The sequence below is a fragment of the Tersicoccus solisilvae genome, assembly GCF_014643255.1.
GTDB classification, from domain to species: Bacteria; Actinomycetota; Actinomycetes; order Actinomycetales; family Micrococcaceae; genus Tersicoccus; species Tersicoccus solisilvae.
In genome coordinates this window covers 15,680-31,555 of record NZ_BMJI01000025.1, presented here as the reverse complement: position 1 = coordinate 31,555, position 15,876 = coordinate 15,680, and the positions used below count along the sequence as shown (strand labels likewise).

The window sequence follows — 15,876 nt, the reverse complement described above, 5'->3', positions numbered from 1 at the left end:
CACCCGCCCGCCGACCGAGCGAGTGATCCACGAATCACTGCATACGCGAGGCCCCGGCCTCAAGACCCAGGCAACCCGCACCCTCATAGGGTCTGATCGGTGGCCCGGCGTCGGCAACGCCGTCGGGCCACCGATGGACGACACGACAGAAGGCCCGTTCCCTCGAGGGGAACGGGCCTTCTGTCGTTGTCTCGGCCGGGTCGTCCGGTCCGCGAACGGTGCGGCCGGGCGCCGGAATCAGTCCGGGGCGCTCAGTCCGCCGCCGCGGGTGCCGCCGGCTCGTGGAGTCGGGCGGTCTCATCCTGCCAGGACGCGGCGAGCGGCCGCAGTCGGGCCTCGACCTTGCGCGCGTGGTGCGCGCAGAAAGCCAGCTCACCCCCGGAGGATTCGAGCACGACACGCACGTAGGCCTGTGCTCCGCAGCTGTCGCACCGATCCATGGCCGTCAGCTCGCGGTCTGCCACTGCTGTACTCATCACTACCTCCTCGCTGGATGCTGTACTCCATACAACCACTCGGAGGCCCCCGATCAGCCCAGGCACGGGCGTCTTTCGCTGACCGCGTACCGGGTGCGCCTGCCGGGGCGTGCCCGTGTGCTGGCCTAGGATCGAGAAGCCGACCCCTCCGTCCGGCCCCACCCACGAAACGGATCAGGATCACGTGACTGCGCAGCGCTCCGAATACACCGCCCGGCACCTCTCGGTGCTCGAGGGGCTGGAAGCGGTCCGCAAACGACCCGGCATGTACATCGGCTCCACCGACTCCCGGGGACTGATGCACTGCCTCTGGGAGATCATCGACAACTCCGTCGACGAGGCACTCGCCGGGTACGGGCAGAACATCACGGTGATCCTGCACGCCGACAACTCCGTCGAGATCCACGACGAGGGCCGCGGCGTCCCCGTCGACATCGAGCCGCGCACCGGCCTGACCGGCGTCGAGGTCGTCTTCACCAAGCTGCACGCCGGCGGCAAGTTCGGCGGCGGGTCCTACACCGCGTCGGGCGGCCTGCACGGCGTCGGCGCGTCCGTCGTCAACGCCCTGTCCGCCCGCCTCGACGTGCAGGTGGACCGGGGCGGGAAGACCTACCAGATGTCGTTCCGCCGCGGCGAGCCGGGGCGTTTCACCGACCGCGGCTCCCGACCCACCGCGGACGCCGCCTTCGCCCCGTTCGAGGAGGCGACGACGCTCGACGTCGTCGGGAAGACCAAGCGCGGCGTCACCGGCACCCGGATCCGCTACTGGGCGGACCGGCAGATCTTCACCCCCGACGCGCGGTTCAACTACGACGAGCTGGTCACCCGCGCCCGGCAGACCTCCTTCCTCGTGCCCGGGCTGCGGATCGCCATCCGGGACGAGCGCGGCCTGCCCGGCACGCCCGCCGAGCAGGGCGTCGCCGAGGAGGTCTTCCAGCACGACGGCGGCATCGCCGAGTTCGCCGAGTTCCTCGCCGTCGACGCCTCGGTCACCGACACGTGGCGCATCCACGGCAGCGGCTCCTTCACCGAGACGGTGCCCGTGCTCGACGAGTCCGGTCACTCGCGGCTGACCGAGGTCACCCGTGACTGCGAGGTCGACGTGGCCCTGCGCTGGGGGATCGGCTACGACACGACCATCCGCAGCTTCGTCAACATCATCGCCACCCCCAAGGGCGGCACCCATCAGTCCGGCTTCGAACAGGCCCTGCTGAAGACCTTCCGCAAGGCCGTGGAGACGAACGCCCGGCGGCTGAAGGCCGGCAGCGACAAGGTCGAGCGCGACGACGTGTTCGCCGGCCTCACGGCCGTGCTCACGGTGCGGCTCGCCGAACCGCAGTTCGAGGGACAGACCAAGGAGGTGCTGGGCACCTCGGCGGTGCGGGGCATCGTCTCCCGGGTCGTCGAGAAGGCCCTGACGGCGAAGCTGACGTCGACCGCGCGGGCCGAGAAGACCCAGGCCAACGCGCTGCTCGAGAAGATCGTCAACGAGATGAAGTCCCGCGTCTCGGCCCGCCAGCACAAGGAGACGCAGCGGCGCAAGAACGCGCTGGAGACCTCGACGATGCCGGCCAAGCTCGCCGACTGCCGGATCAACGACGTCGAGAAGTCGGAGCTGTTCATCGTCGAGGGCGACTCCGCGCTCGGCACCGCCAAGCTCGCCCGCTCGTCGGACTACCAGGCGTTGCTGCCGATCCGCGGCAAGATCCTCAACGTGCAGAAGGCCTCGATCGGGGACATGCTCTCCAACGCCGAGTGCGCGGCGCTGATCCAGGTGGTCGGGGCAGGCTCGGGCCGCACCTTCGACCTGTCCGCCGCCCGGTACGGCAAGGTCATCCTGATGACCGACGCCGACGTGGACGGCGCGCACATCCGCACCCTGCTGCTGACCCTGTTCTTCCGGTACATGCGGCCGATGGTCGAGGACGGCCGGGTCTACGCCGCCGTCCCGCCCCTGCACCGGGTGGAGATCGTCAACCCGGGCGGCAAGGCCAACGACACCGTCTACACATACTCCGATGCAGAGCTGCACCGGGTGCTGGCCGGCCTGGAGAAGTCCGGCCGCCGGTACAGGGAGCCGATCCAGCGGTACAAGGGCCTCGGCGAGATGGACGCCGACCAGCTCGCGGAGACCACGATGGACCCGCGGCACCGCACCCTGCGCCGGGTCCGCTACCAGGAGGCCGCCACGGCCGAGACGGTGTTCGAACTGCTGATGGGCTCCGAGGTGGCCCCGCGCAAGGACTTCATCGTCGCCGGCGCCGCGTCGCTGGACCGGGACCGCATCGACGCCTGAGCCGCGCGCGGCCGGCGGGGCGCTTCAGACGAGCAGCGCCGCGGGTGCGAGCACGAGCAGCAGCGCCACCAGCCCGACGGCGACGCGGGGGAGCGCGCCCAGCGGCGCCTGCGGGCGCAGCAGCCGCGTGACCCGGGCCGGCGTCACCCGCCGTGGCGTCGCCATCGCGTCCGCCTCCACCCCGTCGACCCGCACGACCGGGTCCACGGGCGTCACCGCGGCCGGCTCCGGTCCGTCGGCGTCGCCGGTGCCGGTCGACGCGCGCGAGCCGGTGCGGGGCCCGGCGGAGGCACCGCCCACGATGGCGATGGCCCGCACCAGGGTGGGCCGGTCGACCGTGTGCAGGGCGTCGTCGTCGGCCAGCATCTCCACCAGGTCGGTGACCGCGCCCAGAGCGAGCCGCGACGTCGGCAGCCACGGCAACGACGAGCGCCACGCCGCGAACGCGAGCAGCAGCAGGTGGTGGTGCTGCGTCAGGTGCGCCCGTTCGTGGGCGAGGACGGCGTCGAGCTCGGCCGGGGCGAGCGCCTGCAGCAGGCCGTCCGAGAGCACGGTGACCGACTTCGTTCCTCCGGGCAGGCAGTAGGCCAGGGGCGTGGGATGGTCGACGACGATCGTGCTGTCCCGCTCCGCGCCGTCGCCCCACCGACCGTCCTTCAGCCGGCCGTCCCGGTCCGCGGGATGGCTGAGCAGCCGCAGGGCGTCCCGGTGCGCGCGCCGGCGCTGGCCGATCCGCCGCCAGGTCAGCCCCAGGGTCAACAGCAGGTGGCCCCCCAGCAGCACGGCGGCACACAGGGCGAAGACGGGCAGCACGCCGAGGGTCAGGCCGGGGTCGGCCCCGCCGGACACGGAGCCCAGCAACGACGCGGCCGCGGCGGGCAGGTCGTCCCCGGCGGGGGCCAGGCCGAAGGCGAGCAGGGCACCGATCATGCACATGCCGCCCGAGAGGGCGATGGCCTGCCACAGCACGAGGGCAAGGGCCGGTCCGCGCGCGGTCCACCGGGCCCGGACCAGGATCATCGGCACCGGCCAGGCCAGGACGACGGCGAGCAGACCCAGGATCAGACCCGTGCGGACCATGCCGGCGTCAGCCGCGGCCGCGGAGGATCTCCCGCAGCAGGGAGGCGTCCTCCTCGGACATGGAGCCGACGAATCGGCTGAGCACGGCATCACGATCCGGTGCCTGGCCGAGCACCTCGTTCATCAGCGACACCGTGTGGGCCTCACGACTGGAGACCGCCCGGTACTGGTGCGGACGGCTGGTCCGGCTGCGGGCGACCAGGCCCTTCTTCTCCAGGCGGGAGAGCACCGTGAGCACCGTGGTGACGGCCAGTTCGCGGCCCGCGTCCGCGTCGGGCCCGTCGGCCAGCCGGTCCCGCAGCGCGGTCGCGGTCATCGGGTCCGCACTGGACCAGAGCTGGTCCATGATGGACCGCTCGAGGTCCCCGAGAGACGCCATACTCCCCCCTCTACACTGATGGCGGGTGCCCACGCGGGCACCGGTGGATGTCGTGTCGGTGACCAGATTACCGCGCGACGACGGGTTGTTCTACACTCGGTAGAAAGTACGGATTCTACGGATTGTAGAAATTGCGAGGTCGCGGCGGCTCGCCGCACCGATGCTCATGAGTCCCCCGGTCTAGGAGCGCACGGAATGGACCCTCTCGACATCGCCCGGTGGCAGTTCGGGATCACCACGGTGTACCACTTCCTGATGGTCCCGCTGACCATCGGTCTCGGCCTCAGCGTGGCCGTCATGCAGACCCTGTGGTACCGCACCGGGGGCGAGCACTACCTGCGGATGACGAAGTTCTGGGGAAAGATCTTCCTGATCAACTTCATCATGGGCGTGGCCACCGGCATCGTCCAGGAGTTCCAGTTCGGCCTGGCGTGGAGCGAGTACAGCCGGTTCGTCGGCGACGTGTTCGGCGCGCCGCTCGCCATGGAGGCGCTGCTGGCCTTCTTCGTCGAGTCGACGTTCCTCGGGCTGTGGATCTTCGGCTGGAAGAGGCTGCCGAAGCTCGTGCACCTGGCCTGCATCTGGGCGGCGTCGCTCGCGGCGATCGGCAGCGCCTACTTCATCATCGTCGCCAACTCGTGGATGCAGCACCCGGTCGGCGTGGAGATGGTGGACGGGCGTCCGCGGATGACCGACGTCGTGGCCGTGCTGACCAACAACACCGCCCTCGTCGCCTTCGCCCACACCGTCACGGGGGCCTTCGCCGTCGGCGGCGCCATGCTGTTCGGGGTCGGCTGGTACCACCTGTGGCGACGCCGGAAGGACGGCGTCGACACCGTCGACGCGAAGGGCTACGTCATCCCGGGCGCCGGAAAGGGCGTCGGCCGCGACGTCGTCGAGCACAAGGTGTGGTTCCGCTCGCTGGTGATCGGCGGCTGGATCGCCGTCGTCGCCTTCGCCGGCACCGCGATCACCGGCGACGCGCAGGGCAAGCTCATGTTCGAGCAGCAGCCCATGAAGATGGCCGCGGCCGAGGCGGCCTGCCACTCGGGCACCCAGTTCTCGGTCCTCTCCGTGGGCCAACTCGGTTCCCGCGACTGCAGCGACATGGTGGCCGTCTTCGAGGTGCCGGGCCTGCTCTCGTTCCTCGCGAACAACGACTTCGACACCCCGGTCAAGGGCGTCAACGAGCTGACCCCCGAGTACCAGCAGAAGTACGGCACGAATCTGCCGGACAACCCGATCTACGGCGACCGCGCCGGGCAGGCGATCCAGTACGTGCCCGTCATGGAGGTCACCTACTGGGGGTTCCGGATGATGATCACCTTCGGTGCGCTCTCCGCGCTCGCCTGCTTCCTCGGCCTGATCATCACCCGCAAGGGCACCGTGCCGCTGTCGAAGCCGCTGATGGTCAGCGCGGTCCTCGCCATCCTCGCTCCCTTCGGGGCGAACTCGGCGGGCTGGATCTTCACGGAGATGGGCCGGCAACCGTTCGTCGTCGCGCCCAATCCGGATCCCAGCGGCGTCGACCAGGTGTTCATGTACACCGCGGCCGCCGTCTCGCCGGGGGTGTCCTTCGGGGAGATCCTGTTCTCGCTGATCGCGCTGACGCTGGTCTACGCGGTGCTCGCCGTGCTCGAGGTCGGCCTGCTGCTCAAGTTCATCCGGGGCGGGGTCGCCTCCGCGATGCCCGAACTGGCGCACGCGCGGTCGGACGACGACGACGACCGCGGCGACCGGCCGAAGGGGGACGGGGATGTCCTCGCCTTCGCCTACTGAGTCCCGCCGCGCCGTGCCCGCCCCTGCCGCATCCACCCTGTCCGGAGGTCACTGATGGACGTCCTGCCCACCGTCTGGTTCGCGCTCATCGCCGTGCTGTGGATCGGATACCTCGTGCTCGAGGGGTTCGATCTCGGCGTCGGCCTCTTGATGAAGTCGCTCGCGCGGGGCGAGCAGGAGCGGCGCGTGCTGCTGAACACGATCGGCCCCGTCTGGGACGGCAACGAGGTCTGGCTGTTGACCGCCGGTGGCGCCACCTTCGCCGCCTTCCCGCTCTGGTACGCCTCGCTCTTCTCCGCCCTGTACATCCCGCTCGTGGTCGTTCTCCTCGGCCTCATCTTCCGCGCCGTCGCGATCGAGTACCGCGGCAAGCGGGAGTCGATCCGGTGGCGCAACGGGTGGGACTGGGCGCTCGCGGGCGGCTCGTTGATCGCGGCCTTCGGGGTCGGGGCGATGCTCGCCCTCACCACGACGGGCCTGCCCATCAACGCGAACGGCGACCGGGAGGGCGGTCTGTTCGCCTGGTTCACCTGGTACGCGGTGCTCGGCGGCCTCGCCGTCGTCGGGTTCGCCCTGGTCCATGCGCTGGCCTTCGTGGCGCTCAAGACCGACGGCGAGATCCGGCACCGGGCGCGGACCGCGCTGGTGCGGCTGCTGCCGGTCGGCCTGCTGCCGATCACCGCGTGGGTGCTCGTGGTCCAGCTCCGCAGCGGCAGCCTGCTGACGTGGCTGCCCATCGTCGTCGCCGTCGCGGCGGTGGTGATCGCCTGGATCCAGGCGCGACGGGGGCGGGAGGGCCGGGCGTTCGCCGGCCTGGTGGTCTTCCTGCTCGCCGGCGCGACGGCGATCTTCTCCGCCGCCTACCCCGTGGTGCTGCCCTCGACGTTGAACCCGGCGTGGGACCTCACCGTCTCGTCCGCCTCGTCGTCGGACTACACCCTCGGCGTGATGACCGTCGTCGCCGCCTTCGGGGTGCCGCTGGTGCTGGCCTACCAGGGGTGGACCTACTGGGTGTTCCGCAAGCGGGTCTCGGTCGCGCACATCCCCGAGGCCCACGACTTCGACCCCGTCGCCGCCGCCGACCGTGCCGCTCGCTGAGCGGCTCCGTGGTGGCCCGGCACGCCGGACGGACGCCGCCGGCACGGTGGAGGGCGGCGATCCGGCGGTCGAGCCCGCCCGGCGCCCGGTGACGCCGCCGTGGGCCGGTGTCGCCCCGCGGGCGCTGTACCTGCTCGGCCTGTGCGCGGCGTTGAAGGCGGCCGGCCTCGTCGCCGTCGCCCAGGGCATCGCCACGGCGATCGCCGACCCGGCCGCCGGCCGGGCCCCCGCCGCAGGCACCCTCGCGATCGGCGTCGCCGGCGCGCTCCTGCAGGCCGTCGCGCACTGGGCCGGTCAGGTCGCCGCCCGGCGGGCCGCCCTGGGGGAGAAGGAGCGCCTGCGCGCCCGGTTGACCCGGCGTGCCGTCGACGGAGCCGGTCGCGACCTGCCCGGTACCGGTGCCGGCTCCGTCGCGGTGCTCGCCACGCGCGGCCTGGACGACCTGGACCACTACTACACGCAGTACCTTCCGGCGCTGGTCGGCTGCGCCGTGGTCCCGCTGCTGGTCGGGCTGCGGATTCTCGCGGCGGACTGGGTCAGCGCGCTCATCGTCGTGCTCACCGTGCCGCTGGTGCCGGTGTTCATGGTGCTGATCGGGCTGGAGACCCGCGACGCCGTCGACGCGGCGGCGGGCTCCCTGTCCCGCCTGTCCGACCACCTCGTCGAACTGGCCCGGGGCCTGCCGGTGCTGGTCGGGCTCGGCCGGGCCGGGGCGCAGCTACGGGCGCTGCGGAAGCTCTCGGAGGACTACCGGAGCCGGACGATGGAGACCCTCAAGGTCGCGTTCCTCTCGTCGCTGGCGCTCGAGCTGATCGCGACCATCTCCGTCGCGGTGGTGGCCGTCTTCATCGGGGTGCGGTTGATCGCCGGGCAGCTGGACCTCCAGCTCGGGCTGCTCGCGTTGATCCTGGCGCCCGAGTGCTATCTGCCGTTGCGGCAGCTCGGGGCGGCCTACCACGCGAGCGACGACGGCCTGGCCGCCCGCGCGCGCGCCCAGGACATGATCGATGCGGCCCCGATGCACCGGCTCGCAGTCACCGGCTCCGCGTCCGACGCCGGTGACGGGCAGCGTCCCCTCACCGACGTGACCGTCGAGGACCTGACCATCACCTACCACGGTCGGGCCCGCGCCGCCGTGACCGGCCTGGACCTGACCGCCCCGGCCGGGGCCATCACCGCCCTCGCCGGCCCCAGCGGCTGTGGCAAGTCCTCCGTGCTGGCGGTGCTCGCCGGCACCCTGGGCGACCACCCGGCGGTGGCGAGCGTGAGCGGGCGGGTGCGCGGCATCCACCCCCACCGGGTCGCCTGGCTGTCCCAGCATCCCGTCACGACCGAGCCGACCGTCGCGGCCGAGGTGCGGGCCTGGGCCGCTGCCGCCGGGTCGGGGCCCGCCGACGCGGAGGGTCACGCCGATCCGGCCGGCGCTCCCGCAGCCGACCTCGATGCCGAGGCGCTGGTCGGGCTGCTCCTCGCCCGGGTCGGCCTGGCCGACCATGCCGACGCGGAGCCGGGACGGCTCAGCCCCGGACAACTGCGCCGGCTCGGGCTCGCCCGGGTGCTGGCGCGGGTCGAACGCGGAGCGACCGTCGTGCTGCTCGACGAGCCCACCGCCCACCTGGACACCGCCACCGCCCGGGTGATGGGGGACGTCATCGACGGCCTCCGCGGCCGCGTCACGGTGGTGCTGGTCGCGCACAGCCGCGCCACCCTGGCGCTCGCGGACTCGGTGGTCGAGCTGCCGCCGCCCGCCGCGCCGGAACCGGTCGGGTCGGCATCCGAGCAGGGGCCGGGCCGGGCCGGGGCGGCTGCCGCGATCCTGACCGCGCTGCCGACGCCCGGTGCCCGGGTGGACGTCGTGACGCCCGTCCTGCCGGAGGGCAGCGCGACGGTGGCCGCCGGCGCCGGGAGCGTCGACCTCGGCGCGTCGGATCCCGGGCCGTCGGTGGCCACGACCACCGGCGCACGGGGGAGGGCGTCCACCACGTCCGACGCCGGCGCCCCCGCGGCCGCGACGGGCCGCGGGCGGCCGCTGGCCACCTGGCGGGCGCTGCGACTGGCGCTGAACCCGCTGCGGCCCCGATTCCTCGGCGCCGTCCTCGTTGGCACCCTCTCCACCCTGTTCGCCGTCACGTTGACCGCCCTCTCGGGGTGGCTGATCGTGCGCGCGAGCGAGCAGCCGCCGATCCTGTACCTGCTCGCGGCCATCGTCGGGGTGCGGTTCTTCGGCATCGGCCGGTCGGTGCTGCGGTACCTGGAGCGGCTGTGGTTGCACGACGCCGTGTTCGCCGCCCTGACGGACCTGCGCACCACGGTGTGGCGATCGCTCGGCCGGCGGGCCGGGTCCCTGCGCGTGCTGGCGCGCGGGGAGGTGGCCGTGTCCCGGCTGATCGGCGACGTCGACCAGCTGCGCGATCTCGCCCCGCGCGTGTTGTTGCCGCCCATCGTGGCGGTCACCACCGCCGTCGGGGTGCTGATCGCCACGGCGTTGCTGGCCCCGCCGCTGCTGGGCGTCCAGGTGGCGGCGCTCGTCGCCGTGACGGTGCTCGCGCCCGTCGTCGCCCTGCTCGCGGACCGCCGGGCCGTCGTCGCCGAGCAGCGGATCCGGGGTGACGTGCTGCGCCGCACCGCCGCCCTCATCCTCGCGGCTCCCGACCTGCGGGCGAACGCGGTGGCCGAGCGGTTCCTCGCTGGCCTCGGGGCGGCGGACGGGAGGGCCACCGCCGCGGCGCGCCGGGCCACCGGTGCGCAGGGCGCCGGGGGCGCCGTCATCATCCTCGCCCTGCTCCTCTCGGCCGTGACCATGACGGCGATCAGCGCCGGTCCTATGCTCGCCGGCGCCCTCGATCCCGAGGCGGTCGCCGTCGTCGTGCTGACCCAGCTCGCCCTGGTCGACCCGTTCCTCGACACCGTCACCGCGGTGCAGCAGCTGCCGGCGCTGCGGTCGGCCGTGGACCGGTTCGCCGATCTCACCGGGCCGGAACAGGTGACCCCCCGCACCCGGCTCGAGGATGAACGCGAGGCCGGGCCCGTGTCGGCGGCGCCCCTCTCCGCGGCGGAGCTGGCCGGCGCGGTCTTCGCCTGGCCGGCCGCCGGGCGGCCCCGGGGCGGCACGGAGCCCTTCGCCGCCGGGCGGCCCCGGGGCGGCACGGAGCCCTTCGCCGTCGGGCCGGTGAGCGGGCTGCTGCCGGTGCCGGGTGCGGCCGGCGGATGGCTGGTGGTCACCGGGCCGTCGGGCTCCGGCAAGAGCACGCTGCTGTCCGGGCTGCTCGGGTTCCTGCCGACGTCCCAGGGGCCGTACCTGCTGGACGGCCACCCGGTGGTGAGCGCGCCCGAGAGCACTGCCGGCCGGCACCGGCTCTCCCGGATCGCCTGGTGCCCGCAGGACGCCCACCTGTTCGACTCGAGCCTGCGCGCCAATCTGCTGCTGGCGAGGCCCCGGGACGACGCGCCCACCGAGGACCGGCTGCGCCGAGCACTGGACGCCGTCGGACTGGGCGACCTGCTCGCGGACCTGCCGGACGGGCTGGACACCCGGATCGGCGCTTCGGGGAACGCCCTGTCGGGTGGTCAGCGGATGCGGGTGGCGATCGCCCGGACACTGCTCGCCGAGGGAGAGCTGGTGCTGCTCGACGAGCCCACCGCACACCTGGACACCGCCTCCGCCGAGGCGCTGATGGCCGACCTGCGGCGGGGCCTGCGGAACCGGATGGTCGTGCTCGTCACCCACGACCCGACGCAGATCCTGCCCGGTGACGCCGTCATCGACCTGCCGGATCCGGCGCGGGGGCCGGTCCTGGCGGACTGAGCGGTCCTCACCGTCGACGCGCCCGGCCCGGGGACCGGGTCCGGGCCGCGGATCAGCACGGGGGCTGCGGCAGCCCGCGGCCGCCGTTCCGTCCCGGCGATGCGACCCGGGCGATCCCCGTGGTGGTGCGGGGGACGAGGTCGATCACTGAGGCGCCCTCACGAGGGCCATCGTCATCTCGTCGGCCGTCGCTTCCTGCTGGAATGGTCACCGTGTCCTCCTCCCCTTGCAGCTCTGGCCTGTGGTCGTGGAATCGGGGTCAGTGGTTCAGCACCATGGCGACGACCGTCACCAGGCCCACTGACGCGACGAAGATTCGGAACGCGCCCGGCCTGAGGCGCCGGGCGAATCGTCCGCCCACGGTCCCTCCCAAGGCCGAGCCTGCCGCGATGAGGCCGACGAGGTGCCACTCGATCCTCGAGGGGGAAGCGAGGAGGAAGACCGAGGCGGCGATGACGTTCACCGCTGCCACGGTGAGGTTCTTGATCGCGTTCAAGTCCTGCATGGGCATCGTCGTGGTGATGCCCAGCAGTGCGATGAGGAGGATCCCCTGCGCCGCGCTGAAGTAGCCGCCATAGGTGCCCAGGAGGAGCGCGCCCACGACCGAAGCGGGCAGCGAAGCGCGCGTCGGGAATGCCGAACCGGAGGGGTAGGTGGTGCCGGGGGCCGTGGCTCCTGCAGCAACGTGATCGTGTCGGGTGACGCGCTTCTTGATGTCGGGTCCGAGAATGACCAGGACGGTGCCCACCGCGATCAGCCAGGGGACGACCGCGGAGAAAGCGCCCGAATCGAGGTGGAGGAGCAGGTACGCGCCGAGGATGCCGCCTGCGACCGAGGCGGGCAGAAGTACGCGGACGACGCCGCTGCGCGCCTGCAGCTCCCGGCGGTAGACGAGCACTCCTGACAGGCTTGCCGGGACGATTCCCATGGTGTTCGCGATCGTGGCGGCGAGCGGCGCATGTCCCAGGAGGACAAGGATCGGGAACGACACCAGAGTCCCGGCCCCGACCATGACGTTGATCGCCCCCGCAAGGAACCCCGCCCCGAAGACGGCGGTCCATCCCAGGACCTGGGCTGCATCGATCACGTGCACGACTCCACCTCTCTTGTCGATCTTCGGCCCGGCCGTGGAAAGCGCAGCATTCCCGCGCCGGCAGGCAGCACTACGGTCCCAGAACGGCAACCACCGATGATTGGTAGGATCAGAAGCCAGCTTCGACATATCGGAAGGGTCTCGATGCTGCCCAGCCTGCGCGACCTGGAACTCTTTGTCGCGGTGGTGGACGAAGGGTCGATCACCGCGGGGGCCCTCGCGGTGGGCCTCTCGCTGTCATCGGCGAGCACGCGCATCACCGCCCTGGAGAAGACCCACGGGGGACTGCTACGCCGCCAGCGAGCCGGGGTGGTCACCACCCCGGCCGGGGATCTGCTCACGACGCACGCGCGCCGGGTCCTGGCCGAGGCGCATGACCTCGATCGGCAGATGAGTGCTCATCGTCACGGCCTGCGCCACGAGATCCGTCTCGCGAGCAACACCTCGGCGGTGGACACGCTCACCGAGTTCCTCGCCTCGTCCCTTGCACGACTACCTGACATCCGGGTTGTTCTCAGCGAGACGAGCAGCCGCGCAGCGATCCAGGACGTCGTCAACGGCGCCGTTGACATGGCCGTGGTCTCAGCATTCCCGGAGCAGGCGGGCCTCGTCGCGCGGGACCTGTGGCCCGACCCGTTGGTGATCATCCAGACGTCTCGAGCCCGGTCCCGAGGTGCTCGGGCGGGCGGCCGTGCTACCTTCCGCGAGGTCGTTCAGGGCCCGATGATCGGACTCACCGAAGGCAGTCCCCTGCAGGAGCAGATCGACCAGCAGGCCCGACTGCTCGGGGTCGTTCCCTCCTATCGGGTGCGCCTGCCGACGCTCAGTGCTGTGCTGGCAGTGGCCACCACCGGAGCAGGGGCCGCCATCATTCCCCAGGGAGCCGCCCGCCGGCTGAAGGCTGCGAGGCAGTCAGTGCACCCGATGAGCGAGCCGTGGACGCAGCGACAGGCACTGCTCGTCACCACGAAGAACGCCCATGAACACGGTGTTGCGCGGGCGTTCACGGACGCCCTCCTGCGCTACGGCCGCGAACTGCCCGGCTGGACAACCGCCCCAGGTCGTCACCTGTAGGTCTCCCAGGGAGAAGCGTCCCTGTACCCGGTGGCTCAGAGTGTCAACGTCGGCGGAAAACTGAACCCTTCCCGTCGGTGAAAGGTCACCCCCCTCGGTGTGGGTTTCTCGTGGTCCGCCACGATCGACTGGCGCCACCTGACGCAGCCGGTGACCGGCGACGCCCAGGCCTTACCAGAGCGTCTCGGTGTCGTCATCCATGGTGACGTCCGCAGCCACGGACGAGGTGCCCGCAGCCGTGTCGACGATTGCCGCGGCCTCGTGAGCCGCCGCCTCGACCACCGCGATCGGTGCCGGGCCGATCGCGTCGATCGCCTGACCCGCCGGGACGCCGGACCCGTCCCGCCGGCCGTGCTCCGTGGGCAGCGCCCGGGAGGCCCCGTTGGCCGCGGCCGCCCGCGCCGGGCCGTGGCCGACCCACGCCAGTGCGAGCCCGTCCTCGCCCTTGAGGAACCGGTGCGCGCGCACCCCGCCGGTGCCGCGCCCCTTCGCCGGGTACTCGGACAGGGGAGTGACCTTGACGGACGGGCCCGTGCCGTCCTCATCCGAGCCGGCGGAAGCGGTCACCGTCACGACGACGGCGTCGGGATCGTCGGGGGTGACCACGCCGAACGCGATGACGGCGTCCCCGGCGCCCAGCTTGATGCCGGCCATGCCACCGGCGGTGCGGCCCTGCGGGCGCACCAGGCTCGCGCTGTACCGCAGCAGCTGCGCGTCCCGGGTGACGAAGACGACGTCGTCGGTGTCCGCGGCCGGAGCCATGTTGACCACGCTGTCCCCGTTCTTCAGCCCGATGATCTCCCAGTCGTCCCGGTTCAGCGGATACTCGGGGTTGACCCGCTTGACGACGCCGGCCGCGGTGCCGAGGGCGATCACGGCTCCCAGCGGCGCGAAGCCGATCAGCGACTCCCCGCGCTGCAGCGTGAGGAACTCCTTGACCGGCACCCCGCCGGCGAGGTTGGGCGTGCCGGCCGTGGGCGGCAGCTGCGGCAGGTCCACGACCTGAACCCGCAGCATCCGGCCGGTGTTCGTCACGGCGCCGATCTCCGCCCGCGCCGTGGTGCGCAGCACCGTCCGCCAGGCGTCGTGCCGCTGCCGCGGCGCCTGGACGGGCAGCGCCGCCGCGTCCGACGTCCGGGCCACCTGACCTGACGTCGAGAGCAGCACCCAGCAGGGATCATCGGCGATCTGCAGGGACGCCGGGGCGCCCTTCGCGGCCGAACCGGCGGGACCGGCCGAGACCGCCGCGGGCAGCGCCGGGGCCGCGTCCGCCTCGAGCAGCACCGTCCGGCGCGGCGTGCCGTACGTCGCCGCCACCTCGGCCAGTTCGTCGGAGACCACCTCGCGCAGCCGTGCGTCGGAGCCGAGGATGTCCTCCAGCTCCGCGATCTCGCGCCGCAGCTCCTCCTGCTCCTTCTCCAGCTCGATCCGGGAGAACTTCGTCAGCTGCCGCAGCCGCAGCTCGAGGATGTAGCTCGCCTGCGCCTCGGAGAGGTCGAACACCGCCATCAGCCGGGCGCGCGCGTCGGCGACCTCGTCCGAGGAGCGGATGATCTCGATCACCTCGTCGATGTCGACGAGCGCGATGAGCAGGCCCTCGACCAGGTGCAGTCGGTCCTGGCGCTTGGCCAGCCGGAACGCGGTCCGCCGGCGCACCACGCTGAGCCGGTGGTCGACGAACACCCGCAACAGCTCGACCAGCCCGAGGGTGCGCGGCTGCCCGTCCACGAGCGCCACGTTGTTGATGCCGAACGAGTCCTCCATCGGCGTCAGCTTGCACAGCTGGGCGAGCACCGCCTGGGGGTTGAAGCCGTTCTTGATCTCGATGACCAGCCGCAGCCCCTTCTTGCGGTCGGTCAGGTCGACGATGTCGGAGACGCCCTGCAGCTTCTTCGCCTGCGCGGCGTCCTTGACCTTCTCGATCACCTTCTCCGGCCCCACCAGGTAGGGCAGCTCGGTGACGACGATGCCGGTCTTCCGGGCGCTGACCTGCTCGATCGACACGGTCGCCCGTGTCTTGAACGAGCCGCGGCCGCTCCGGTACGCGTCCCGCACCCCATCCAGCCCGACGATCCGCCCACCCGCGGGCAGATCCGGGCCCGGCACGAAGCGCATCAGCGCCTCGACGTCGGCCTCGGGGTTCGCGATCAGGTGCCGCGCCGCCTCGATCACCTCGCCCAGGTTGTGCGGTGCCATGTTCGTCGCCATGCCCACCGCGATGCCGGACGAGCCGTTGACCAGCAGGTTCGGGATGGCCGCCGGCAGCACCTCCGGCTGCATCAGCTGGTTGTCGTAGTTCGGGACGAACTCGACGACGTCCTCGTCCAGGTCCGCCGTCATCGGCTGGGCCGCCGACGCCATCCGCGCCTCGGTGTACCGGGCGGCGGCCGGTCCGTCGTCCAGGGAGCCGAAGTTGCCGTGCCCGTCGATCAGCGGCAGCCGCAGGGTGAAGGCCTGGGCCATGCGGACCATCGCGTCGTAGATGGCCGCGTCCCCGTGCGGGTGCAGCTTGCCCATCACCTCGCCGACCACACGGGCGCTCTTGACGTGCCCGCGGTCCGGCCGCAGGCCCATCTGGCTCATCATGTAGAGGATCCGCCGCTGCACCGGTTTGAGGCCGTCCCGGGCGTCCGGCAGCGCCCGGGAGTAGATCACCGAGTAGGCGTACTCGAGGAACGAGGTCTCCATCTCCGCGGAGACGTCGACGTCGAGGATGTTCTCGACGAAGTCCTCGGGCGGCGGGCCGTCGTGCGACGTCGGCTTGCGTCGTGCCATGGGTCGGGCGTCCTCCTGCGC

At 72.2% G+C, this 15,876-nt stretch carries 10 protein-coding genes; 5 read left to right on the top strand and 5 right to left on the bottom strand.

The window, feature by feature from the left end:
* Window positions 1–251 precede the first annotated feature (251 nt).
* Window positions 252–476: a DUF7455 domain-containing protein gene (locus IEX22_RS14175; protein ID WP_188669052.1), complete on the bottom strand. Its 225-nt coding sequence runs from the start codon at window positions 474–476 to the stop codon at window positions 252–254.
* 184 nt (window positions 477–660) lie between these two features.
* On the opposite strand from IEX22_RS14175, the gene IEX22_RS14170 reads away from it, so the two are divergent.
* On the top strand, window positions 661–2,772 hold the full coding sequence (locus IEX22_RS14170) for a DNA gyrase/topoisomerase IV subunit B (protein ID WP_188669051.1): 2,112 nt from the start codon (window positions 661–663) through the stop codon (window positions 2,770–2,772).
* A gap of 24 nt (window positions 2,773–2,796) precedes the next feature.
* On the opposite strand, the gene IEX22_RS14165 is transcribed toward IEX22_RS14170, so the two are convergent.
* Together IEX22_RS14165 and IEX22_RS14160 are read right to left on the bottom strand one after the other, a co-directional pair.
* Window positions 2,797–3,852 carry a M56 family metallopeptidase gene (locus tag IEX22_RS14165; RefSeq protein WP_188669050.1) on the bottom strand — a complete coding sequence of 352 codons (1,056 nt, stop codon included), beginning with the start codon at window positions 3,850–3,852 and terminating at the stop codon, window positions 2,797–2,799.
* Between the two features lie 7 nt (window positions 3,853–3,859).
* Complete coding sequence (locus tag IEX22_RS14160; RefSeq protein ID WP_188669049.1) at window positions 3,860–4,231, bottom strand: BlaI/MecI/CopY family transcriptional regulator; 372 nt, start codon at window positions 4,229–4,231, stop codon at window positions 3,860–3,862.
* A gap of 195 nt (window positions 4,232–4,426) precedes the next feature.
* Here IEX22_RS14160 and IEX22_RS14155 point away from each other — a divergent pair, with 195 nt between their 5' ends.
* Genes IEX22_RS14155 through cydD form a run of 3 tightly spaced genes read left to right on the top strand, consistent with a single transcriptional unit; the run spans window position 4,427 to window position 10,913 of the window.
* Window positions 4,427–6,010 carry a cytochrome ubiquinol oxidase subunit I gene (locus IEX22_RS14155; protein ID WP_188669048.1) on the top strand — a complete coding sequence of 528 codons (1,584 nt, stop codon included), beginning with the start codon at window positions 4,427–4,429 and terminating at the stop codon, window positions 6,008–6,010.
* Between the two features lie 54 nt (window positions 6,011–6,064).
* Window positions 6,065–7,108, top strand: a complete 1,044-nt coding sequence (gene cydB / locus IEX22_RS14150) for a cytochrome d ubiquinol oxidase subunit II (RefSeq protein WP_188669047.1) — start codon at window positions 6,065–6,067, stop codon at window positions 7,106–7,108.
* Window positions 7,095–10,913, top strand: a complete 3,819-nt coding sequence (gene cydD, locus IEX22_RS14145; protein WP_229660064.1) for a thiol reductant ABC exporter subunit CydD — start codon at window positions 7,095–7,097, stop codon at window positions 10,911–10,913. The genes cydB and cydD overlap by 14 nt, the downstream gene beginning before the upstream one ends.
* 259 nt (window positions 10,914–11,172) lie before the next feature.
* Here the strand turns inward: cydD and IEX22_RS14140 are convergent, their stop codons facing one another.
* A complete protein-coding gene (locus IEX22_RS14140; protein WP_229660063.1) occupies window positions 11,173–12,006 on the bottom strand; it encodes a sulfite exporter TauE/SafE family protein in 834 nt (277 codons plus the stop codon).
* Between the two features lie 144 nt (window positions 12,007–12,150).
* Between IEX22_RS14140 and IEX22_RS14135 the strand changes: the two genes are divergently transcribed.
* Window positions 12,151–13,080: a LysR family transcriptional regulator gene (locus IEX22_RS14135; protein ID WP_188669045.1), complete on the top strand. Its 930-nt coding sequence runs from the start codon at window positions 12,151–12,153 to the stop codon at window positions 13,078–13,080.
* 171 nt (window positions 13,081–13,251) lie between these two features.
* Here the strand turns inward: IEX22_RS14135 and IEX22_RS14130 are convergent, their stop codons facing one another.
* On the bottom strand, window positions 13,252–15,855 hold the full coding sequence (locus IEX22_RS14130; protein WP_188669044.1) for a DNA gyrase/topoisomerase IV subunit A: 2,604 nt from the start codon (window positions 15,853–15,855) through the stop codon (window positions 13,252–13,254).
* Between the last annotated feature and the right edge of the window lie 21 nt (window positions 15,856–15,876).